General features: G+C 44.6%; 25 protein-coding genes and 1 riboswitch. Of the genes, 18 read left to right on the top strand and 7 right to left on the bottom strand.

All coding sequences use genetic code 11. The features are described 5' to 3' along the window. Positions 1-40 precede the first annotated feature (40 nt). The 12 genes from AR335_RS18900 (at position 41) to AR335_RS24440 (ending at position 9,790) form a co-directional block, all read left to right on the top strand. Complete coding sequence (locus tag AR335_RS18900; protein ID WP_062238776.1) at positions 41-748, top strand: hypothetical protein; 708 nt, start codon at positions 41-43, stop codon at positions 746-748. Between the two features lie 118 nt (positions 749-866). Next, positions 867-976: riboswitch (SAM riboswitch) on the top strand. Between the two features lie 125 nt (positions 977-1,101). Continuing rightward, positions 1,102-2,217: a sugar ABC transporter substrate-binding protein gene (locus AR335_RS18895; RefSeq protein WP_062238774.1), complete on the top strand. Its 1,116-nt coding sequence runs from the start codon at positions 1,102-1,104 to the stop codon at positions 2,215-2,217. A gap of 532 nt (positions 2,218-2,749) precedes the next feature. After that, positions 2,750-4,249 (top strand): sugar ABC transporter ATP-binding protein, encoded by a 1,500-nt coding sequence (locus AR335_RS18890; RefSeq protein WP_062238771.1) that lies wholly within the window; start codon positions 2,750-2,752, stop codon positions 4,247-4,249. Then, positions 4,250-5,254 carry an ABC transporter permease gene (locus AR335_RS18885; RefSeq protein ID WP_062238769.1) on the top strand — a complete coding sequence of 335 codons (1,005 nt, stop codon included), beginning with the start codon at positions 4,250-4,252 and terminating at the stop codon, positions 5,252-5,254. A gap of 35 nt (positions 5,255-5,289) precedes the next feature. Continuing rightward, positions 5,290-5,433 carry a hypothetical protein gene (locus AR335_RS24445; protein WP_156419095.1) on the top strand — a complete coding sequence of 48 codons (144 nt, stop codon included), beginning with the start codon at positions 5,290-5,292 and terminating at the stop codon, positions 5,431-5,433. 249 nt (positions 5,434-5,682) lie between these two features. Further along, the gene (locus AR335_RS18880; protein ID WP_062238767.1) at positions 5,683-6,102 is read left to right on the top strand and encodes a BBE domain-containing protein; all 420 of its coding nucleotides are present in this window, start codon (positions 5,683-5,685) and stop codon (positions 6,100-6,102) included. A gap of 104 nt (positions 6,103-6,206) precedes the next feature. Next, positions 6,207-6,689, top strand: a complete 483-nt coding sequence (locus AR335_RS18875) for a DinB family protein (RefSeq protein ID WP_062238765.1) — start codon at positions 6,207-6,209, stop codon at positions 6,687-6,689. Positions 6,690-6,753: 64 nt separating this feature from the next. Further along, positions 6,754-7,359 carry a TetR/AcrR family transcriptional regulator gene (locus AR335_RS18870; RefSeq protein WP_234293353.1) on the top strand — a complete coding sequence of 202 codons (606 nt, stop codon included), beginning with the start codon at positions 6,754-6,756 and terminating at the stop codon, positions 7,357-7,359. A gap of 78 nt (positions 7,360-7,437) precedes the next feature. Continuing rightward, positions 7,438-8,499, top strand: coding sequence for an SDR family oxidoreductase (locus AR335_RS18865; RefSeq protein ID WP_062238761.1), 1,062 nt, complete (start codon positions 7,438-7,440; stop codon positions 8,497-8,499). Between the two features lie 51 nt (positions 8,500-8,550). Beyond that, positions 8,551-9,063, top strand: a complete 513-nt coding sequence (locus AR335_RS18860; RefSeq protein ID WP_062238760.1) for a DUF4442 domain-containing protein — start codon at positions 8,551-8,553, stop codon at positions 9,061-9,063. Positions 9,064-9,075: 12 nt separating this feature from the next. Next, positions 9,076-9,438: an SCP2 sterol-binding domain-containing protein gene (locus tag AR335_RS18855; RefSeq protein ID WP_062238758.1), complete on the top strand. Its 363-nt coding sequence runs from the start codon at positions 9,076-9,078 to the stop codon at positions 9,436-9,438. 52 nt (positions 9,439-9,490) lie between these two features. Beyond that, positions 9,491-9,790, top strand: coding sequence for a hypothetical protein (locus AR335_RS24440; RefSeq protein WP_156419094.1), 300 nt, complete (start codon positions 9,491-9,493; stop codon positions 9,788-9,790). Here the strand turns inward: AR335_RS24440 and AR335_RS18850 are convergent. Next, positions 9,741-10,775: an NAD-dependent epimerase/dehydratase family protein gene (locus AR335_RS18850; RefSeq protein WP_062238757.1), complete on the bottom strand. Its 1,035-nt coding sequence runs from the start codon at positions 10,773-10,775 to the stop codon at positions 9,741-9,743. The genes AR335_RS24440 and AR335_RS18850 overlap by 50 nt on opposite strands. Positions 10,776-10,965: 190 nt before the next feature. Between AR335_RS18850 and AR335_RS18845 the strand changes: the two genes are divergently transcribed. Next, complete coding sequence (locus tag AR335_RS18845; protein WP_062238755.1) at positions 10,966-11,397, top strand: SRPBCC domain-containing protein; 432 nt, start codon at positions 10,966-10,968, stop codon at positions 11,395-11,397. A 108-nt stretch (positions 11,398-11,505) separates the two neighbouring features. Continuing rightward, positions 11,506-12,762 (top strand): DUF445 domain-containing protein, encoded by a 1,257-nt coding sequence (locus AR335_RS18840; protein WP_062238753.1) that lies wholly within the window; start codon positions 11,506-11,508, stop codon positions 12,760-12,762. Positions 12,763-12,820: 58 nt separating this feature from the next. Here the strand turns inward: AR335_RS18840 and AR335_RS18835 are convergent, their stop codons facing one another. From AR335_RS18835 to AR335_RS18825, 3 genes are all read right to left on the bottom strand, one after another. Next, entirely contained in the window at positions 12,821-13,465 is a 645-nt protein-coding gene (locus AR335_RS18835) for an SDR family oxidoreductase (protein ID WP_062238750.1), read from the bottom strand. 212 nt (positions 13,466-13,677) lie between these two features. Next, entirely contained in the window at positions 13,678-14,238 is a 561-nt protein-coding gene (locus AR335_RS18830; RefSeq protein WP_062238748.1) for a hypothetical protein, read from the bottom strand. Continuing rightward, positions 14,235-15,146 carry a hypothetical protein gene (locus AR335_RS18825; protein WP_062238746.1) on the bottom strand — a complete coding sequence of 304 codons (912 nt, stop codon included), beginning with the start codon at positions 15,144-15,146 and terminating at the stop codon, positions 14,235-14,237. The genes AR335_RS18830 and AR335_RS18825 overlap by 4 nt, the downstream gene beginning before the upstream one ends. Before the next feature lie 344 nt (positions 15,147-15,490). On the opposite strand from AR335_RS18825, the gene AR335_RS18820 reads away from it, so the two are divergent. The 4 genes from AR335_RS18820 (at position 15,491) to AR335_RS18805 (ending at position 18,741) form a co-directional block, all read left to right on the top strand. After that, the gene (locus AR335_RS18820; RefSeq protein WP_062238744.1) at positions 15,491-16,153 is read left to right on the top strand and encodes an SIMPL domain-containing protein; all 663 of its coding nucleotides are present in this window, start codon (positions 15,491-15,493) and stop codon (positions 16,151-16,153) included. A 98-nt stretch (positions 16,154-16,251) separates the two neighbouring features. Beyond that, positions 16,252-17,181 carry an ABC transporter ATP-binding protein gene (locus AR335_RS18815; RefSeq protein WP_062238743.1) on the top strand — a complete coding sequence of 310 codons (930 nt, stop codon included), beginning with the start codon at positions 16,252-16,254 and terminating at the stop codon, positions 17,179-17,181. Continuing rightward, a complete protein-coding gene (locus tag AR335_RS18810) occupies positions 17,178-18,278 on the top strand; it encodes an ABC transporter permease (RefSeq protein ID WP_062238741.1) in 1,101 nt (366 codons plus the stop codon). Before AR335_RS18815 ends, AR335_RS18810 begins: the two co-directional genes overlap by 4 nt. A gap of 28 nt (positions 18,279-18,306) precedes the next feature. After that, positions 18,307-18,741 (top strand): DUF6526 family protein, encoded by a 435-nt coding sequence (locus AR335_RS18805; RefSeq protein ID WP_062238739.1) that lies wholly within the window; start codon positions 18,307-18,309, stop codon positions 18,739-18,741. A 228-nt stretch (positions 18,742-18,969) separates the two neighbouring features. Here AR335_RS18805 and AR335_RS18795 read toward each other — a convergent pair whose 3' ends face one another. From AR335_RS18795 to AR335_RS18785, 3 genes are all read right to left on the bottom strand, one after another. After that, on the bottom strand, positions 18,970-20,268 hold the full coding sequence (locus AR335_RS18795) for a CitMHS family transporter (protein ID WP_062239262.1): 1,299 nt from the start codon (positions 20,266-20,268) through the stop codon (positions 18,970-18,972). Positions 20,269-20,419: 151 nt separating this feature from the next. Beyond that, positions 20,420-21,097 carry a response regulator gene (locus tag AR335_RS18790; protein ID WP_062238735.1) on the bottom strand — a complete coding sequence of 226 codons (678 nt, stop codon included), beginning with the start codon at positions 21,095-21,097 and terminating at the stop codon, positions 20,420-20,422. Next, complete coding sequence (locus AR335_RS18785; protein WP_062238734.1) at positions 21,069-22,694, bottom strand: ATP-binding protein; 1,626 nt, start codon at positions 22,692-22,694, stop codon at positions 21,069-21,071. The genes AR335_RS18790 and AR335_RS18785 overlap by 29 nt, the downstream gene beginning before the upstream one ends. Between the last annotated feature and the right edge of the window lie 99 nt (positions 22,695-22,793).

The following is a 22,793-nucleotide window of genomic DNA, read 5'->3' as shown; positions in this document are numbered from 1 at the left end:
TATACTGTTTTATTGAAACTGGGGAAGGCAGGGGTGCGACATGTACAGACAGCGGCAGGTAGTCGATATGAAAAGAGGGAATATCATCGGAGACGGTTCGCTGGATACGGTGTATCTTATTGCTGAAAAAACAGCGGATAGTCCATACTGGGTGAACATTGCGGCCGTCGTTCAGGACGGCAGGACCAACCAGTACAAGCAGATCCCTATTAAAGAAAATTCAGGATACAATCCAACCCTTTTTCTCGGTGATTTTACAGGTGACAAGGTAGAAGACATCATGGTGGTCATGGATACAGGAGGCAGCGGAGGCATGATCAACGCCTATGTATTTTCCTACAGAGGAGGGCAGTTCGGGCCGCTTTTTGACTCTGGTGTATTCAGTGACCAATGGAAGTACAGGGTTTTTTATCTGGACCAATATAAAGCACAGGTGAACAGCTACAACCTGAAGCAAAAATTTATTATCGATTTGAGTACGAAGGACAAGGAATACTTGTCTGAGATTTACTACCCGAATGGAAAATTAAAGGCTCCCATACAAGGATTTGTCTCATCTTTAAGCGGTCTTTACCCGGTTGACTTTGACCGAAATGGCGTGTATGAACTGCTGGCTTACCAAAACATCGCCGGCCGATATAACGCTGACCGCCTTGGCTATGTCCAGACTACCCTGAAGTGGAATGGCCGGGAGTTTGGTGCGGAGGTGCAGAACGTTGCGATCTTTGGAGGGGATATCCGAGGATAAGCCTGGTGGATTAACCTCTCGTTGTGGAGAGGTTTTTTATATGATAAAAAAACCATTGACTTTCCCCCATTTGCGGATTAAAGTAATAACTATATTTTCTAAAAATTAAATATTCATTCTCTTATCAAGAGTGGCAGAGGGACTGGCCCTATGACGCCCAGCAACCGTTCCGTAATGGAATTGGTGCTAATTCCAGCAAAACAGCATGTCTGTTTTGAGAGATAAGAGAGGACGAATCCGTTATACATAAGTGATGAAACCTCTCTTTTTCCAGAGAGGTTTTTTTATGTGCTGAAGGGCCTGTCCTCCCGCCGGCTTGAGAAGAGAGATATACAAAAAAGGGAGTTGGGGAAATGAAACGATTCATCAATTGCGCGGCAATCTCCGCGGTGGCTTTATCACTTTTATTAACGGGCTGTTCATCCGGAAGCAATACCGCTTCATCAGCTGGCAAACATGAAAAGGTTTCGTTCGATAACGTGCCGAAGCGGTTTGCCAAAGGGCAGGGAGCCCGAATCAAGGTTATCCGTAAAATCGGCGGTGATGATCATACAGCCCAATTTTTAGCAGGTGCTAAAGCGGAAGGAAAGGCACTTGGTTTTACCGTTGATACCTACACAGCAAACGGTGATACCGCCAAGTTCCATGATGCGATTGCCCAGGCGGCTGATGAGAATTACGACGGTTTTATCATCTCTCACGGTGATGATGCGGCTACCATAAACGATATTAAGAAACTGCGGGAAAAAGGAAAGAACGTGGTGACGTTTGATTCCAATCCGGACCTCGCGAAAGTAGGCGGTGTCACACTTACGTCTCAGGACGATGAAGCCCTTGCCAAGCTGGCTCTCGATCAGCTCGTTAAAGAGAACAAAGGGAAGGCCAACATCGTTTATCTTTGGGTAGACGGGTTCCCGCCGATGGTGCGACGCAACGCCGTCTATAAAGAAACATTGAAGAATAACCCGGGAATCAAGGAAGTAGAACGCTTTGGCGTTGCTTCTGCAGATACGTCGGTCCAGACGCAAAATGCGGTGACGGCCATGCTGAACAAACATAAAAAAGGCGAGATTGATGCCATTTTTGCCACATGGGATGCCTTTGCGATCGGGGCTGCACGTGCGATTAAAGAAGCGGGACGCAACGAAATCAAAATTTACGGAATTGACGTCTCCAATGCAGACCTTCAAGAAATCCAGCAAAAAGAAAGTGCTTGGAAGTACACGGCTGCCGTTGATCCTAAGCTCATTGGGGCAGTGGATATGAGAATTCTTGCTAAAAAGCTTGCGGGTGAAAAAACACCTCAAAAATATGATTTGAAAGCTTCTCTCGTTTCACAAAAGGATCTTCAAAAATCAAACGAGGGTGTGAACATGGTCAACCTGTCCAAGGAAATTAAAGGCTGGGGCCAGTCTGATGCGTTTGAGGAAGATTGGATGAAGACACTTAAGGATCACTACCAAAAATAACTGAAACTCTCAGGAAGAAGAATGGGACTTGAATAGCCTAATAAATTGAACCGCACAAGAAAAAGTGAGCTCTTTCTTGAGTTCAATTTTCGGCTATTCAATTTTACAATTGCTGGCTCATACTACACCAGCAGTCCCATTCCATGAATGTAAAGTAAAAGATTTGAGGGTCTCTTGCACACATCAGTATGTGATGTATGTAAGAAAGCTAATCAAAATGCAGTTTTATTTATGCAAAATGAAAACGCACACTCTCTTTTTAAAGTTAGGCTCTTTTCTAAAAGATTGTTGCTTTGTGATGGTTTTTGTATTGATTCTTCATCGACAGGTTGATTGGAGTGTAAGGTGCGTGACTCCTGTGGGACTAGCGTGACAGGTGAAACCCAAAGGTGCTTGAGCCGAGGGGTTCAGCGCACGCCCCACGGAAAGCGAGCAGCCTGGAACGGAAATCAACTCCTCCCAAGAGCAATAAAGATTGCGAAAACAGCCTAAAGTTAAGAGAGTGTTTGCTTTGAGGGAAGGGGAGAAGCAGATGGCTCTGTTGGAGATGAAGGATATAGGTATTGAATTTCCGGGTGTAAAAGCGTTGAATCGTGTGAGCTTTGCCAGTGAAACCAGCCGGGTTCATGCGCTGATCGGAGCGAACGGGGCTGGGAAATCGACCCTTATGAAGATTCTGTCGGGAGCCTACAATCATTACACGGGCGAGATTCATTTGGACGGAAAAAAAGCGGCCATCACTTCGCCGAGAGATGCCCTGGACGAAGGAATTCAAATCGTCCATCAAGAGGTTGACACCGCGCTGATCCCGTATTTAACCGTTGGTGAAAATATTCTGCTGCATGATCTGGTCAACGAGATGAGTAAAAAGCAGCTTGTAAGATGGAAACAGCTGCATAAGAAGGCGTCGCAAATTTTAGAAGAGATGAACATCAACGTCTCTTCCAAAAAGCTGGTCAGTGAGCTTACACTTGCTCAAAAGCAGATGGTTCTCATCGCCCGAGCGGTTTCAGCACAGTGCCGTTTTCTAATTTTGGATGAACCGACTGCGCCGTTAAGCCATTCAGAAACAAACGAACTGTTCCGGATTGTCAGAAACCTGAAGTCTAAAAATGTAGGCATCATATTCATTTCTCACCGGCTGCCGGAAATCTTTGAAATCTGTGATGACATTACGGTGATGAGGAACGGTGAGTTAGTCATAAAAGAATCTATTTCGGAAACTTCAATCAACCGGATCATCGAGCAGATGCTTGGCAAGGCGCTGGATGAGCAGTTTCCTGCCTTGAACGGAAAAGTGGGAGAAACTGTTCTTGAGGTAAAAGGGCTTTCTGACGCCGAGAAGATCAAGGATTTGAACTTAACGGTCCGTGCTGGTGAAATTATCGGAATCGCGGGACTTGTAGGAGCAGGAAAAACAGAGCTGTGCAAAATCCTGTTCGGCTGTACAAAAATTACAGCAGGCGCTGTTCTTCTCAAGGGGAAGAAACTGAAGCTGAAAAACCCGCATCAGGCGGTAAAGCATGGCCTGGCTCTCGTTCCGGAAGAACGGAGAAAAGAGGGGATTCTGGTCGCGGAATCGGTTGCTGCTAATCTAACAGCGGCCAATCTTGGACAGTTCACCAAGGTACTAAGTTTTCTGGATCGCCGGGCGGAAAAGCAAAAGGCTGTTGAAATCATTCAAACGTTAGGCATTAAGACGCCAACTGAGAAAACGAAGGTTCAAAATCTGTCCGGGGGCAATCAGCAAAAGATCGCGATCGGCAAATGGCTTATCGCAGATGCCGATGTTTATATTTTTGATGAGCCGACGAAGGGTGTTGATGTAGGTGCTAAGAAGGACATTTTTGAATTGATCTCTGCGCTGGCAAAACGGGGCAAAGCCATCCTTTATGCGTCCTCAGAGTTTACAGAGATCTTAGGTATCACGAACCGTATTTACGTGCTATATGACGGACGCAGTGTGAAAGAGCTCGAAACCTCAGCAGCGACGGAAGAAGAGCTCTTATTCTATTCAACAGGAGGAAGGTAGATGGAGCTTTCAAAACCAATACCGGCCCAAGTTTCTCCAAAAAAGAAATTTGAGCTGTTCGACTTTTTTTATAAATATGGAACGATCTTAACCATTCTGGTCTTAATTGGTGTGTTCACTGCGGCCAATCCATCCTTTGTGCAGGGACATAACCTGATGAACATTTTACGGTCGATCTCCATCGTTACCATCATTGCGATCGGCATTACGATATCACTGTCCGTCAACGGATTTGACCTTTCTGTCGGATCTGTGGCCTCTCTTTCGAATGCCATTGCGATCTCAATGTTTGTCTGGTTCTCCCAGAACACGGTAGTAGCGATTCTTTCCGCCCTCGCTGCCGCTCTGATTGTAGGCATCATTAACTCCGTGATGATTGTTAAAGTGAAAATACCGGATATGCTCCTGACGCTTGCCACCATGTTTATCATCCAGGGGATTGCACTCACGTACACGAAAGGGGCGACCATCTCGCAAAACATGGTCATGCCTGATGGAACGTTTGCAACGGGCAAGATCAGTGCAGCGTTCGAGAAAATAGGACAAGTCCCTTGGATCATCGTGATCATGGCAGCGGCAGTCGTTCTCGTCCATGTTCTTCTCAATTACACAAAGCACGGCCGGTACATGTATGTCATCGGCGGGAATGAAGAAGCAGCAAGGCTTTCAGGCATCCCTGTAAACAAATATAAGGTAGCGGCCTATCTGCTGTCCGCTCTTTTTGCTTCGATCGGCGGCATTGTTTTGGCATCAAGAGTGATGACTGCTGAAATCAATGCAGGCACTCCATATTTAATGGATGCTGTGGCTGCGGCTTTTATTGGTTTTTCGGTGTTTGGTGCAGGCAAACCCAATGCTTTTGGAACCCTGATCGGCGCAGTATTGATTGGCATTCTGCAGAATGGCCTTGTCATGATGTCTGTGCCTTACTATTCCATGGACATTGTGAAGGGAGCGGTTCTCGCATTTGCACTGGCGTTAACCTATTATAAACAAAAAAAATAAACAGGAAAGGGGCTGTCCAAGAAGTCTGTAAGCTGTTGATTTCCGTTCCAGGCTGCTCGCTTTCCGCGGGGCGTGCGGTGAGCCTCTTGGTGCAAGCACCGGCGGGAGTCTCACCTGTCACGCTAGTCCCGCAGGACAAGGAAAGCTTCGGCAGCGTTATATCGCACGAAAAAATGTGAAGTTCATTTTCGAGGAGTCTCACATCTTCCACTTCAATTAACTTTTCATTGAAGATTTTTCAAGCCAAAAAGGGGCTGCCTGAAGGTCAATTTTCGACTTTCTGGGCAGCCCCGTTTTTATAAATTCATAAAAAAAAATGACTGTTTGTCCTTTCACCACATAACTTAGGATAGGGAGTTTTTTTCTCCACTATGTATGGATAGAGGACCTATCCAGAGTATGAGCGTTTTAAATCTACGGGAAGATTTGTGTACAGGAAATACAGTGAAAAAGAGATCCGAAATATTGTCGGGCTGATCAGCAAACGGGCTGAGGGGTCAATTTACGCAGCTATTACGGTATATGCTTTAGGAGGAAAGGCCAGCCAGATCAATCCTTTTGAAACGGCATTCTTTTATCGGCAAGCTGATTATATTATGGGAATTCAAACGGTCTGGACCGATCCGGCATTTGCCGAAGAGAACACACAGTGGCTGAAGAAAAGATTTCCTTATGTAAAATCCCTGACAAAAGGTTCTTTTGTCAACTTTCCATACAGCCACTTAAGGCATTATGAAAAAGAGTATTTCGGATGGAATGCACCGCGATTAAAAAAAGTAAATAAAAAATATGATCCCTATAATGTCTTCACCTTTCCTCAGGGAATCAACGGATCACCCCGGCCATAATCCAGCAGAAAAGTGCTGGACTTTTTTGTGTTCTTTAATAAAGGGTAAAGACGAGGAACATCGAATTAGTTTATATTGGAAATTTGAGATAGGAGCGATAAAAAATGGTGGAAGAATACTATCAAAATTGGCTCAAACACAGGACTGTACTGCACGATCTGCTGGATCAGATAGGGCCGGAGCATGTGTTTTTTAAACCGTGGAAAGATGGTTTTTCAATGGGAGAGCTGGCGGTTCATATCGCAAGTTCCACAGAAATGTTTTTGGAAACGATTAAAAACGGGCAGTTTGTATCGCCTGCCACACCGCGTGAGTTTCAAACGATGGATGAGGTGCGGGAGATCGTTCAGGAGTTCACTCAGAAATCAAAAAGGGATTTTTCTGTTCTGGAAAGTGCTCATTTGAGCAAGAAAATTGATATTTTCGGGTATGAGGCGCCAGGAAAGTATTGGATTGAAAGTTTAATTGATCATGAGATCCACCATAAAGGACAGCTGTTTGTGTATGCTCGTATGACAGGTGCAGAGAAGGTTCCTTTTTTCAAGCAGCTCCCTTCAAGAGCAGTAAATGATGCTGCAGCCGATTGACAGGGGCTGCAAGTTATACGTAAAATACGAGTACGTACTCGTACACATATGAAAGAATGGAATGATGAATGTGCTTTTTGTAACAGAAATGCCGACAGAAGCCAGAGACAAAATGCTGTATGCCGCGCTCCAACTCTATACGGTTAAGGGATATAAGGAAACGTCAGTCCTTGAGATTGTTGAGCTGGCGAGGGTGTCAAAAACAACATTCTATCAATCGTTTGGCAGCAAAGAGGAGCTGCTTGCCGCCCTATGCACACAGCTGGCTGAAGAGATCATTGCAGATGTGGAAGCTACTGTTCAAAGGGAAGAGAAAATTAGCGAAAAAGCCTACGCCGGCATCCGCCGTTATATTGAAATATGCGAAATGAAGTCTAACGCTGCCAAACTATTATTAATTGATTCAGTGGGTGTAAGCCTTACGGTAGAGAATGTTCGCCGGGAAGCCTATCGCCGATTTGCCAGCCTGCTCTATAATACGGTTCAGGGGACCATGCCAGCATCCGTTCCTGATCAGGAAGTATTGGTCGTCTCACAGGCCATGGTCGGTGCGGTCAATGAGGTCGTCATCCAAACCCTGTTTGAATCAGACATTGAGCTGGATTTGGACCGGCTGGCCCGTTTGCTTAACCGGATTGTTGTCGGAGCTTATGTCAATCTATCTTTATAAAATCGGCTGTTTGCTGGTTTTATACGGAAGTAGTACCAGTACGTATTCGTATTTACTGCTAAAGGAGGCGAATGGTTCATGAAAGGATGTTTAGTGACAGGTTATCCTGGTTTTCTTGCCTCAAAGCTTCTGAAAGAAATGCAGCAGCGAAATGAAGATACGCAATTCGCGCTTATTGTCCACCCCAGCCAGCTGGACAAAGCAGAGCGCTTGGCAGCTAACAAGCAAAATGTGCGTCTTTTTGCAGGAGATATTACGAAGGATGGACTTGATTTGGATGCTGAACAAACAGAGTGGCTGAAGGAACATATGACACATGTCTTTCATCTGGCTGCGGTTTATGATCTTGCCGTACCAAAAAAGATTGCAGAAGACGTCAACATAACGGGCACTCGCAATGTGAACACCTTCGCTCAATCACTTCCACTCTTAGAGCGCTACATCTACTTCAGCACAGCCTATGTTTCAGGAAAAAGGGTTGGCGTTATTAAAGAAGATGAGCTTGATCAAGGACAGACCTTTAAGAACCATTACGAATCTACAAAGTTTGAAGCAGAAAAGCTCGTGGCAGAGCTTAAAAATGTACCTTACACCATTATTCGGCCTGGGGTAGTGGTGGGACATTCCGTGACCGGGGAGACGGTTAAGTTTGATGGCCCCTACTTTATTATGCGCTTTTTAGACCGTCTTCGATATATACCTATTCCTTATTTGGGCAAGTCGGAGGCCCTGTTTAACGTTGTGCCTGCTGACTATATCGTTGATGCCACATTGTGTCTGGCGCAATCAGAAGACGCCGTAAATCGGACGTTCCACCTCACAGATCCTTCACCTTATGAAAGCCGGGAGCTTTACCGCATGGTTTGCAACGAGCTGCTCGGCAAAACACCTTCGTGGACCATTTCACCAGCTCTTGTTGAATTTGCTCTTTCTATTTCTATATTCCGGCGTTTTTTTAAAGTAGAAAAAGAAGCGCTGGAGTATTTCCGATGTACCTCACAATATGATGCTTCAGGAGCCAAGGATGTGCTGGCAAAAGGCGGCGTTCAATGTCCTGATTTTAAAAATTATGTGTCCAGCATGGTGAAATATTATAAAATGCAAAGGACAGATCCTGATAAATTAATTCAAGTGAAGTAGGAGGACAGTAAAATTCCGAAAACACTCATAGCGAAGAAAGGGGTGTTCAAGATGAAAGAATCCTGGAAGACGAGGATTGTCCGCTGCGGCTTTAACTTGTTTCCTGCCTTTAGAGGGACGGGAGCAAGAGTCATCTATATTGCTGGAGATTATTCGGAGATCCGCATCAAGCTGCCGCTTAACTGGCGTACCCGAAATTATGTCGGCACGATCTTTGGCGGCAGCATGTATGGTGCGGTGGATCCCATCTATATGTACATGTTCTTAAAAATGCTCGGCAATGATTATATCGTATGGGATAAAGCCGCCTCCATCCGGTTTAAAAAGCCGGGCAAAAGCACATTGAACGCTACGTTTAAGATAACGTATGAAGAGCTGGATGAAGTTAAGAGAGCTCTTGAGGGAAAACGGAGTCTTGACCGGGTGTATGACGTAGAGCTTGTTGATGAGAGCGGCACGGTCCATGCCGTAGTGGAGAAAACCATTTATATCCGAAAAAAAGACCGGGAAAGCAATCCATCATCAGGGAACGTTGTCTCACTGCCGAAAATAGAATCCAAATAAGGAGGAAGAGAAATGCCAAAAACGATCGAAGAATTGACTGTACAGGAAACGGTAAAAAAAATTGAACATGTGCTGAATGAAAATCCGGGACCGATTCAAGGAGTTCAGGCTGCGTATCAATATGACATCACAGACGAGGAATACTCGTTTCAGCTTCACTTGAATGACGGAAGTGCAAAAGTAGTGGAAAATTTTAAAGAGCGGGCAGATTGTGTCATCCTCATTTCTTATCCCAACTTCAAGAAAATGCTTTTAGGCAAACTGAACGGTACCGCGGCCTTCATGATGGGGAAATTGAAAGTCAAAGGCGATGTCGGCAAGGCGTTGAAGGTGGAAGCCCTATTGCGTGAATACAATAGGGCCGATCATTTTTAAATAATGTGTATAAGAAGAAGCAAAAGGGGCTGTCCAAGAAGTCTGTAAGCTGTTGATTTCCGTTCCAGGGTGCTCGCTTTCCGCGGGGCGTGCGGTGAGCCTTACCGGCGTGAACGCCTACTTTTTGGCGCTAGTGCCTACGGTAGTTTCACCTGTCACGCTAGTCCCGCAGGACAAGGAAGGCTCCGGCAGCTTTTTATCGCACGAAGAAAATGTGAAGTTCATTTTCGAGGAGTCTCGCACCTTCCACTTCAATCAACTTTTCATTGAAGATTTTCAAGCCAAAAAGGAGCTGCTGAAGGTCAATTTTCGACTTTCAGGACAGCCCCTTTTGCATGATGAAGCCTCATGATCTCGTCTTCAGCTTCGTAGTCCAATCCGTGAGTTTCTGGAGGGTTTTTCAGTTCCCAATCAATCGTACGTTTCAACCCCTCTTCTAATGAAACCGTTTCTTTAAAGCCTAATTCGTTCCGTATTTTATCAGAAGTGAAGATGACATCTTGTTCAGCATTAATTCCCCAGGAGTAGGCTTCAGGAAGCAGGCTATCTGGTAATATAACGATTTTTCCTTTCCAATGGAGAGAGGAGGCCAGCCTCTTAATCCATTCTTTCATGGTGAATGCCTCGTTCTCACCGAGGTTGTAGACCTTTCCTTTCGCTTGTTCATCTACTACAGCCTGAACAATACCCTCGGCCATATTTTCCACATACCCTCGGGTCCATCTCCAGTCAGCAAGGCTTTCCGGGAGGAGGATCCAGGGGCGTTGATCACTCATCGGTTTTATAAAGGAATACCATCGATGTGCCCTATCGTTCGGACCGTAAACGGCAGGCAGTCTTATAACCGTTCCTTCAATCGTCGGGTGGTTCATTATTGTGCGCTCCACTAAAATTTTATCATAATTGCGCCTCTCCTCTGTTTTCGCAAACTCTCTCTGGGGATACAAGTTGTGGCGTAAAGCACCATCTTCACCAATGGGTACCGGTTCAATCGCACCCTTTTCGGTCCCGTTAACAAGTCCGAAAGCACGATAAACATCCTGAGAACTTGCTGTAATGATACGGTTTACAATGCCATCAACCGTTTGAACAAGCTCTTTGGCCTGTGTTTCAGTCATACAAATCATATCCAGAACCGCATCAGGCTCTAGCTTCTGAATAGTAGCCCGATAAGAAAGTAATTCGTTTCTGTCACCAAGAATTTCATGCACCCCAGGAGGCAAATCTGATTTTGTTTGCCCTCTGTGAAAAACCGTGACCTCGTGTCCAAGGTTAAACAATCGTTTAATAACCTCTGGACCCATAAAGCTGGTGCCGCCAATCACTAATACATGCATAGTCATTTCTCCTCTCCATTCGGTTATAGAAGAATGTATAACAAGGATGAATTACGTAAAAAAATAACTGTACGTAAAATCATTTTATTACGGAAATTCAGAAATAGTCAATCTTTTTATGTGTAACGCAAGCTTGTGTTACGATGGAAGGAGAGTAAAGTGTGGGATAGAGAAAGGGAAGTAAAGCAGCATGAAAAAATTAATGACAGATTGCCTGCTGCCTTACCCGATTGAAGCAGTTTGGAAGGTTATTGCAGACACAGGAACACATTCGTTATGGAACCCGCAGATTGTTTCGATTAAAGGTGAATGCAGGAAAGGAAGCAGCCTGTCCGTTCGAGTCAAATCACCGGTCGGCAACGGCATCCCTTTTTGTTTTAAAGCTAAGGTACTGGAATTTGATCCGAACAGAAAGCTGGCATGGACGGGCGGGGTACCCGGTATCTTAACCGGTTATCATTACTGGGAGCTGACAGATCTCGGTGATACGACCAAAGTGGTTCAAGGGGAGCAGTTTAGTGGTTTATTTACCGCTTTTTTGTCAACAAAGAGAATGGAAGCGATGCGTCCGGCCTATGAATCAGCCAACAGCGGGCTCGAGAGCTATCTGAAAGGGCGCTGAGCGCGGGCTTTCTGGCGGCTAAAGGGAAAATACTGGCGGCAAACTTTTCAGCCAATCCACTGTTTTATGGTATAGTTTTAAGCAAATGAATGTCAGAGGGAAGTTACCATGGAAAAAAAGGAAAAGAAATCAAAATATTTTGCAAAAATTTCATTGGGAGTAATGGGAGCAGGGTTTCTCGGAACCATCCCATTTCAAGATTCTTTTATAGGAGAATTGCTGCAAGGGGGATTTGAGGCAGGACTCGTAGGGGGGCTGGCCGATTGGTTTGCGGTTACTGCTCTCTTTCGCCATCCTCTTGGCATACCGATTCCTCACACGGCGTTGCTTCCAAAGAACCGTGACAGGATGATGAAAGCCATCGTATCCATGCTTGAAAATGATTGGCTGACAAAAGAAAGTATTCAGAAGAAAATCCAGCAAATTAAAATTACAGAGAAACTTATAAAAATCGCAGAGAAAGAATTGGATTCCAATTCCTTTCATAAAGGAGTCGGAACGTTTCTTCAGCAGGCGATACGCCATATCAATCCGGAAAATATCGCTCCGTATATTGAAAAAGAGCTGAAGAACTATCTGCGCTCCCTGGATGCTGCAGGCTTTCTGCAGTGCATGATTAATAAGGCCCTGGACAGAAATATGCATGATCAAGCCTTTGATTATATTCTGGCCGAGACACAAAAGTGGATGGCAAGGGAAGATACAAAAAGAAAAATCGGCAAAATGGCGAAACAACTGCTGGATAATACGGAGGCCGATGGGTTTATTAAAATGGCCCTTCAATCTTTTAGCAATTTTATTAATGAAGAAAAGCTGGGCAATATCCTGCAGCCATTTTTTCTTAAAAGAATCATTCTTTTGCAAGACAAAGATAATCCATACAGGGAGTTAATCCTTAATCGAATCCGCAAAGAGTTAGAAAGTGTACAAGACCGAGAAAATTTGGCGGCTGAACTAAATGAGTGGAAAGATAACATGGTCAATACATGGAGTCCTGCGGATCAAATTACAAACATTCTGTGCCAGGTTCAAAATAAATTGCTGCTGCTGACCCAAGATGAAGCGTTTATTGATCGATATGTGATTTCATTTATAAGAGACCTCATTGATCGAACAAAAAATGATCCTGAAAAAATCGACAGCATTGAAAAGTGGCTGCAGAACCAAATTTCCACTTTAATTGAAAGCAACCATTCCAAAATAGGCAATCTTGTGAAAGAAAACCTTGATAAATTGGATAATGAAACACTGATCGATATGATGGAAAACAACGTAGGTAAAGAATTGCAGTGGATCAGGGTGAACGGAGCGATTTGCGGGTTTTTAATCGGACTTATCTTAACGACATTTAAGGCTTTAATATAAAAAAAATAAGGCTGGCCTCAAAAGAGCACAAGATGTGTCCTTTGAGGCCAGCCTTTTTTTATACGTTCTTCAACGCTTCTTGAATCGTTTGATCTCCTGAAATCAAATCAAACGAGCGTTTAAATGTGTGTTCTTCGGTTAGAGCAGCCAATACGGTTTGCGCTACATCTTCACGGGGGATGGAAGCTCTTCCGAGGTTATTGCTTGCTTCGACCTTTCCTGTGCCAGGCTCGTTCAATAGTCCGCCCGGTCGTACGATCGTGTAGTTCAAACTGCTGCTTTCAAGAATTTTATCTGCATAATGCTTGGCCACGTAATAAGGCCGAAGCTTTTCGTTCCAGTTTTCCCGGTTGTGCGCCTGTAAAGCACTGACCATCACAAAACGGTCGACGCCGGCCTGTTCAGCAGCTTCTACCATTTTAGCCGCTCCGTCCAAATCAACGAGCAGGGTTTTGTCAGAGCCGGTGCTCCCTCCGGATCCGGCCGAGAAAATAATCGCATCGCTTCCCTTAACGACTTCTGCCAATTCAGAAACACTGCCCTCCAAGTTCGCCACTACGGTTTCAGCTCCTAGCTTCTCAAGTTCATTCGCTTGTTCCGGGTTTCGAATCATCGCCCGGACGGAATGCTCCGAACTGCTTCCCAAGAGCTCAACCAGTTTACGCCCAATTTGTCCATTTGCTCCTACTAAAAAGACTTTCATTACGACACTCTCCTTTTTCTATAGGATTGACAACCCACCTCAAAGTATTTCAAACGATGGTTAATCGTACAAATTTCCTGCTCACATGGTGAAATAAATAAGGTGAAATATGGATTATATTGAATCTTTCGGGGTGGAATTATACAAGTTAGAAAAAATAGTAAATAAAAAAGAGAGGATGCCTTCTCTTTTTACTGCCAGCAATCTATCATTCAATTGCTAAAAACCTTCCTGTACTTCCTTAACAACAGCAAAAACATAACTTCTACCAAAAGGGATAGCTGCAAGAAGACAACGGTGTAAGCAGTCATCAAATCCCCGATGATATTCATTGTGAAAGGTAAGGTGATGTTCAAAATGAGCATGACGGCCATATAGGAAACAAAACGGTATCTGGCCGAAGCGTACAGCTGTTGATCTCCTTTTTTCATAGCGACATCCTGCAGGATCTGAAACACATAGAAAACGAGAATCAGCTTTAAAATTCCAATGACTTGCGTATATATTGGCCAAAGGCTCAGATCAAACAGCTGTCCGGAAGTATTTCCAGTGACATTTTTCTGGATAAAGACAGTAGGGATGGATATAAACACGAGGCCTAATGCCAAATATTTTGCTTTTTTCAGGGCTTTATTATTGATCGTTAGCAGTCCAAGACCAGATACGATGAGATAGTAGCCAACAGGGTCTGGCAAAATATCAATTGCTATTATGTGTATCTCGATTAAAATCAATAGAAATCCCCAGAACAGCTTGTGAAAACTTTCTCTCATTTCCCCCCGCCCCCGTTCCTTAATATGATGCGGTCGACATCACTCTGGCTGAGAACCGGCTGATAGTCTACTAATGCGGTAGAAACAAAGGGCTTTCCCTTACTTGTTCCGTGCAGCTTTACAGAAAAATCGCAGTACGCGAGAGTACTAGCTTTAAACCTTGTGGCTAGTTCAAGCCAATCCTTCTGTTTTAGTTTTATGCTAAAGTTCTTATGCGGATTTAAAGTCTGGTAGCTGCTATGACTCTTTTTCTCATGATCCGTCCAGCCGAAAGGGTCATCGCTTTCGGCTTCCTTAATCAAAGCTTCCTGATCGGTATTTGCTTTCAACGAAACTAGTCTTTCCGTTTCTTTTTCAAAAGGCAGACTGACACTTGTCAGCGTAATTGGTTTCAATGCCTGAAACAGTCCTATATCACCAAAATTGCTTCCGCTTGCAATCTGTTCCTCCAGAATTTTATCATCCTTATATTTTTTATGGATCGTCACATGCCCGATGTCGGCCGTAAAGCTCTGGCCGTTGTTCATGACAACCTTCATTTTATTAAAAGAAAAAGCTTCTTTATTCTTCATCTGTGAAAGCATATCCTTCAGTGAAACGGTAAACACTTTTAAATCCTGATGAGTGTATTCCTGTTCAACGGAAGGATTATTTTCACCCGCCATAAAATCATCTTGGGAGTAGGGAAACACTACAGCGTCCTTAATACGGACACTTTGTAAATCTTGCTTGTCTTCACGATTTGCTAAGTAATAAAATTTTAAATATTGATCTCCGTCATCTGCTGCCTCGTAATAGTGCTTTAAAAAGATCGGATGCTCAATCTGCTTTGACTGATAATAGAGGGAGTTGCCGATCCAACTCAACACAGCCAGAATAATGCCTGCCCAAAACCACTTTTCTCTCACATACGTTCCCCCTTAAAAATATCCTTATTTTACCATATTGTGAAACAAAAACTAATCCTTCTCGTTAAAAATCCCTTTTACAAAACTTTTACACCCATATAGATAATTTTTCCTGTTTTAACTATTTCCTCCTTTTTCCTACAGGGAATAGAAAAAGGTATTCGGTGCAGGGTGGAAGGGTCTGGTTACTATGAGAGATCATGAAGTTGTTTCGTAACATCTGGTCAACAAAAGGGGCGATCCTTCACTCTGGTTAAAGTCGAGCTGTCTTTAGGGGGCTTTGTTATGAGCCTGCGTTGTACCGCATAGACTATGATGTAACGGTACAATGGGGAGGGGCTTATATGTATTACAACCGGCCGGAATTTACAGCTGAACATATGAGGAACATCATCAAGGTAACCGGTGAGGGTTCCGTATTTGCCGTACCCGATCAAGCCAAGCTTTCCTTAGGCGTAATCACGGAAAATAAAGATGTGAACACTGCGCAAAAGCAGAACAATGAGATCATGGCAAACGTCATTCATGGATTGTTAACGATGGGGATCAAGAACAAAGACATCCAGACCTCACTCTATCGCATTGAACCGCAATATGTTTATGAGAACGGACAGCAGAATCTTAAAGGCTATCAGGTAAACCATCAGCTTCAGGTAACGGTGGATGATGTGGGCAGGACGGGAGCCGTGATTGATACAGCGGTCAGCCAGGGAGCAAATTCCGTATCATCGATTCAGTTCACTGTGTCTTCTCCAGATGCTTTTTATAACCGAGCTCTGTCGCTTGCCGTAAACAGTGCACAGCAAAAAGCGAGGGCTATATCCCGTGATCTTGGTGTCACGCTCAATCGGGTTCCGGCAAAAGTAACAGAGCTGTCAAAGGGCATCCATCCAGGGCCTGTTCCGTTTCAGGGAGCGATGCTGTCACAGGGAAGTTCCGTGCCGATCCAAACTGGTGAGAATGAGATTACGGCACGTATCGAGGCAGAATTTTTTTATACGCCATAAAAAAACATAAATTTCAAAAGAAATGAGTTAGAATCTCATAGAAGGGATCTAGCTCTTTTTTTTATGAATGAAAGTTTTTTATAGGATGGAGGATGGCAATGAGTTCACAGGAGCCCATTATTAAAGTAGAGCATCTCGTGAAACGCTATGGTGATTTTATCGCCGTAAAGGGAGTTGACTTTGAAGTACATAAAGGTGAAGTATTCGGGCTGCTCGGTCCGAACGGAGCCGGAAAAACGACAACGCTGGAAATGCTTGTCGGCCTGAGAAAAGCGGATGAAGGAACAGCCTGGATCGGTGAATTTGATATTAAGAAGCACCTGGAACACGTCAAGGAAGTGATTGGAGTACAGCTTCAATCTACGACGCTGTTTGAACTGCTGACCGTTGAAGAGATTTTGAAAATGTATGCCAGCTTCTATCCCAAGCATATATCCATTCCAGATCTGATCGAAGACATGATTTTAACCGATAAGCGTAAAAGCCGGATCAAAAGCTTATCAGGCGGCCAAAAGCAGAGGCTGGCGATTGCGCTGGCACTCGTGCACGATCCCTGGATCATTTTCCTGGATGAACCGACAACAGGACTTGATCCGCAGGCTCGGCGTACCTTGTGGGATATCATTCTGAATTTGAAGGAAAGAGGAAAGACGGTCATGCTGACAACGCACTATATGGATGAAGCTCATGTGCTCTGTGACCGGATTGCCATTATGGATCAGGGACAGCTGATTGCACTGGATACACCTGAGAATCTGGTGAAAAATCTTCAGTCGGACAGCGCCGTTGAGTTCCGTTTAACAGAAGATGCACCCGTCCTGGATTTAAAAGAAATTGAAGGGGTCAAGCAGACAGGCAGCCATAAGGATGTTCAAGTGCTTTATACCGATAATCTACAGCAGACGCTGACCAGCCTGATTCAGACCGCATCTGAAAAAGATCTGAAACTGACCGATCTGCAGACACGCACCGCCACTTTGGAGGATGTGTTCATCCATATGACAGGAAGGAGCTTGAGAGAAGGATGAAAGCATACTGGCAATTAACGTTAGCTCAATTACGCATTTTCCTGCGCAACCGCCAGGTCTTGTTCTGGACGCTTGCGTTTCCGATCTTCCTCATGGTCATGCTCGGCTCTTTTCTCGGCAATGGAAACGGCGTGTCGGTCACGATCGGATATGTGGACCAGGATCAATCTGCCCAATCTAAACAACTTGCAAGTCTTTTGAAGAAAAACGAAGCGGTATCACTCGAAAAATCATCGAGTAAAAAAGAGGCGCTCTCCAAGCTGAAAAAAGGAGACGTCCAGCTTGTACTGCAGGTCCCGAAAGGCTATGAAACAAGGATGAAGAGTGCGGCTCAGGGTGAAAAGCCGTTCAGGCTTCCTGTTTTTTATAATGAAACGAACATGGCTGTCTCGCAGGTTGGACAGCAGCTCGTGAATAATGCGGTCGATGCCATCAGTAAACAAAAGGCGGATTATAAGCCATCGGTGGTCATCAACCCAAAAGGGGTAGAGACGCTGAATCTCCGCTATATCGACTTTCTTGTCCCGGGGATCGTGGCGATGATGATCATGAGCAACAACATGAACGGGGTAGCAGGACAGATCGCATCATGGCGCGAACGCGGAATCCTGCGGAGGATGCAGGGAACGACATTGAAAGCCCACACCTTTATCGCGGCACAGATTACCGCCCGGCTGATGCTGAACGGCTTGCAGGCACTCATTGTTCTTGGCGTTGCCCGTCTTGTCTTTGATGTGGAAATCCGGGGATCGTGGCTGACCCTCGTGAGCTTTGTCATCTTGGGTACACTCGCGTTCATGGCGATTGGCTTTATCATTGCAGGGATTGCCAAAACACCGGAAAGTGCAGGACCGATCGCAGGCTTCCTATCTTTTCCGATGCTGTTTTTGGGCGGAGTGTTCTTTCCAATTAAAAATATGCCGGAATTTCTTCAGCCGATCGTGCATATCCTTCCCATAGCTCACTTAACAACTGCGATGAGGGAGACGATGAATGTTGGCGCTTCGTTTATGAGCCTGGGAACAGAGGCCCTGATTCTCGGCTGCTGGCTGATTGGTGCCTTTATCGTAGCGAGCCTCACGTTTAAGTGGGAATAAGAAGTTCGAAAATTAGGAGGAAAATAACATGGAAAATCAAAACTATCAAAACCATACACGGATGCATCCGTTGTTTCATTATGTCCTGTCCCTTTTCGTGCTGGGAACACTCGTAACAGCACTGGTTTACTTTGTACGTTCGCTGAGTAATGGAGAGAATGTACTTCTTGCCTTTGTGGTGCTTTTAGCGGCAGGGTCACTGGTTATTTTATTTGCCCTTGTGAGAAGCTACCCGCTGAAGGCGCAAGACCGGGCCATCCGTGCCGAAGAGAATCTGCGGCACTTTGTACTGACCGGCAAGCTCATGGATTCCAGGCTGACAACCGGACAGATTGTCGCTTTGCGCTTTGCCAGTGATCAAGAACTGCCGGCGTTGAGCCAAAGAGCAGCTGAAGAAAGTTTGCGTTCTAAAGAAATTAAGCAGGCGATCAATGAATGGCGCGGGGATTACTATCGGGTATAGGAAAAAACAGCCGTTTTGGCTGTTTTTTCTATGGGTATGGCCCTGTAAATAGATTTACCCTCCGAAATGAAACATTTACCCGCCAAAACAGAGGATTTACCTGCCAAAATCCAAAAATACCCTCCGAAACAGAAGAAATACCCGCCAAAACGATATTATGGAAACTAGCACACTATCATAAGCAAAAAAAAGAAAGGAAAGGCACGCTGCCTTCCTTTCTTTTTAAACTCAAAACGGAATGATCGTTAAGACGAGAGCTACGAGAATCATTACCGCGGTTGCACCACAGGCCCATTTCAGGAAGCCTCGCTGCAAGTCTCCGAAGTCTTCGCCCACCATGCCGACTAATAGATAAGTAGAAGGGACCAATGGACTTAATAGATGGACCGGCAATCCTAAAAGGGAAGCGCGTCCGATCATGGCTGGATCAATGCCGTATCCAGCAGCTGCTTTGGCAAGCAAAGGCAGGACGCCGTAATAAAAGGCATCATTGGACATGAAAAAGGTAAACGGTGCAGAGATGATGGCTGTAATGAGCGCAAAGTGTGAACCCAATGCATCAGGGACATGTGTGATCATTGTGTTGGCCATAGCATCTACCATTTTTGTACCTGAAAGAATTCCTGTGAAAATACCTGCGGCAAAAACCATCGTGACGACAGATAAGGCGTTATCAGCATAGTTGGCGATTCTTTCTTTCTGGTCACGCAGTTTTGGATAATTCATCGTAATGGCAATAGCAAAGCCAATCATAAATAAAACAGTTGTTGGCAAAAGTTCCTTGATCAATGCAACAAGAAGCAGGATCGTTAGCAGATAGTTCACTACGATGAGCTTTGGACGCTTTAAACCGACAGCATCAGCATCAACAGCAGCGGCCTGCATCGCCATTGTTTTATAATCAATCTCAAGAACACCTACACGGCTGCGTTCCTTTTTTCCGAGAATAAAGGCCATGAACAGGACGAACACTACGCCGCCGATCATGGATGGAATTACAGGCGTAAAGATATCAGACATCCCGAGGTGCAGCGCTGTCATCGCTCTGGCAGTAGGACCGCCCCATGGAAGGAGGTTCATCACACCGGAGGCAGATACGGCAATACCGGCCAAAACAAGAGGCCTCATGCCAATTCTTTTGTACAATGGAAGCATTGCTGAGATGGTGATCATGTAGGTCGTCGTGCCGTCACCATCTAACGAAATTAACAAAGCCAGTACTGCTGTTCCGATGGCGATCTTTACAGGATCTCCTTTTACAACTTTCAGAATGCTTGAGATAATGGGATCAAACACACCGGCATCAATCATAATGCCGAAGAAGAGAATGGCGAACAGGATCATGATTCCTGTAGGCGCTACACTTTTTATGCCCTCTAGCGCCATCGGTCCGATATCTTTGCCGAATCCGCCAATCAAGGCGAAAACTACAGGGACAACCATCAAGGCGATCATGGCGGTCAGGCGTTTAGTCATAATTAAAACCATGAATGTAAGTATCATTAAAAAACCTAATAATGCGAGCATCGTCTTCACCCCTTTTGTAAGTAAGTTGAGTGTAAACGAAATATTCTGAAATGAAAACGTTTTCAAAATAAAGTTATTAAAGTACTTTAAATTAATTTTGTACATAAAGTTCATGAGAAAACTAAAAGAGGACGGCGATTTCGCCATCCTCCTACAGGGGATAATATTTCTTTTCGGGGCGGCCGACAATACCGTAGACAACTTCGGCTTTGGATTCGTTTATGGAGGAGAGGTACTCGAGATACCGTCGGGCAGTAATTCTTGAAGCTCCAATCTCGTTTCCGACTTCCTCTGCAGAAAGCCCGTCCCTTTTTGCCTGAAGGACGGCCTTCACTTTGCCCAGTGTGATCTCATCGATTCCTTTTGGGAAGGTGGTTCCTTTTTTGTATGGCTCAAGTTTCCTCTTATCAAAAATCAAATCAATCAGGTTTTGATTCACTTGTTCGCTGGAAGAAAGGAGAGCATGCTTTTTAATAAATGACTGGATGATCTCATCAAATCGTTCCCGGCTCACGGGTTTGATTAAATAATTCTCCGCGCCATATCCCAGGGCTTTCTCAAGGAACTCCTTGTCCGTCGCGGCTGTAATCATGATAATACTCAGTTTAGGAAAGTGCTCACGGATGAGAGGGAGGAGCTCAGAGCCCAGCATATCAGGCAGATACACATCAAGAAGAAGCAGGTCGGGTTCCGTTGTTTTCAGCAATTGCAGCGTCTGTTCTCCGGTCAATGCCTTTCCGACCACCTCAATCTCATTGAATTTCTTCAAAAACTTTTCATGTATATCGGCTATTCGAAAATCATCTTCGGCTATGGCTGCTTTGATCATATGAATCAGCTCCCTTATCATTCTTAGGAAGATACACCGTAAATACAGTACCAGTGCCTGGATTACTTTGCACTTCAATTATTCCATTCATATCCCGTACAGCTTCGTCCGCATTTGATAAGCCATATCCTCTTGGTTCATCTCCGTCTTTAGAAGTGTAGCCCCGATTGAAGAGAAGCGGGATTTCTTTAACGTTTATTCCTTTGCCATTATCCTCAATTTCAAAAATAATTTCACTGCCGATATCGGTAACAAAAAGCGTGACTTTCGGGCTCTTCACATGATAAACCGCTTCGAAAGCGTTATCAATTAAATTTCCAAGAATAACAATTAAGCTGGAGAGCTTGAAGTGTGCCGGCAGTTCTTCCAGAAAACTATCAGAAGCGATCTCAAACTGTATTTTTTTCTCAGAAGCTTTTCCCAGCTTGCCTAATAGAATCGCTTGTACTTTTGTATCTTTAATTTGGTTAAAGACGACGGAATTTTGAAATTGCAGGACCTGTGTTTCGCTTTTGATCATACTGATGGCCTGCTCATATTCACCAAGCTGCAAGAGACCATACAGAACGTATAATTTATTAGTAAACTCATGGGTTTGCGAACGAAGGTCTTCAGAATACTGTTTGACTTCAGAAAGGGTATTGATCATCTGCTCCACCTCTGTTTTGTCCCGGAAGGAAGCAACCACGCCGCTGATCTTGTTTTGATGAAAGAGAGGGGTACAGTTAACGATCACTGTTTTATCTTTCCAAAACATCTCTTTATCACTTTGGGGATTACCGTGCTTTAACACCTCATAAAGATAAGCGGAAGGAAAAAGGCCGTCCACTTTCATATGCCGGACAGATCCTTCAATATCGAGCAGCTTCTTGGCCGATTGATTCATATTCGTTATCCGTCCTTCTTTATCAATGGCCAAGATGCCCTCTTTAACGGAATGATACACAGCGTTCTTTTCTTTATACAGTGCGGCGATCTCATACGGTTCAAGCCCCATTGTATCTCGCCGGATATCTCTAGAAAGGATATAGCTCCCAATCACAGAAACCAGCAGTGCGATGAGAGAAACAAAAAGGACTTTTAAGAAGTTGTTCATGATCTGTTCATGAATGTCTTCCAACAAAAATCCTACGGAAACGAGGCCGATGATCTTTCCTTGCTGGTTATAGATCGGGGATTTTCCTCTGAGAGAGGGACCGAGAGAACCTTTTGCCTGTGAAACGTAATACTCCCCTTTAAGAGCTCTGTCATTATCGCCCCCAGTCATTTTTCTTCCGATTTCTGAAGGGATGGGATGTGAATAGCGGATGCCGGATGTGTTGCCGACCACAATGAATTCAGCACCAGTATGTTTACGTATCTTTTCAACGAGAGGCTGTATCGTTTTGGATGGATCGCTCAATTTGAAAGCATCAATAACCGTAGGCATGAAGGATATGGATTTTGATAACTCGAGGGCCAGCCGCCCTTTATTTTCTTCAATTTGTTTACTCTCTTTATAACTGAAATACCCTGTCAGCAACAAGATCAGCAATGCACCCAATAGCAGGACGAGCCCGAGTATTTTAATCTGCAGCGAAACTTTTATGGCTTTCAGGCGGCATTCCTCCTTGTTTCTTTGTTTCTACTATACGCCAAAGCGTCTGTTTCCTTCAAATGGATATTGTTTGGATGGCCTGCCTGGGCGATGATGCGG

Source organism: Fictibacillus sp. FJAT-27399 (assembly GCF_001510655.1).
In the GTDB taxonomy this organism is placed as follows: Bacteria; Bacillota; Bacilli; order Bacillales; family Fictibacillaceae; genus Fictibacillus_C; species Fictibacillus_C marinisediminis.
Note: the sequence above shows the minus strand (reverse complement) of the source record. Positions and strands in the feature narration are given on the sequence as shown.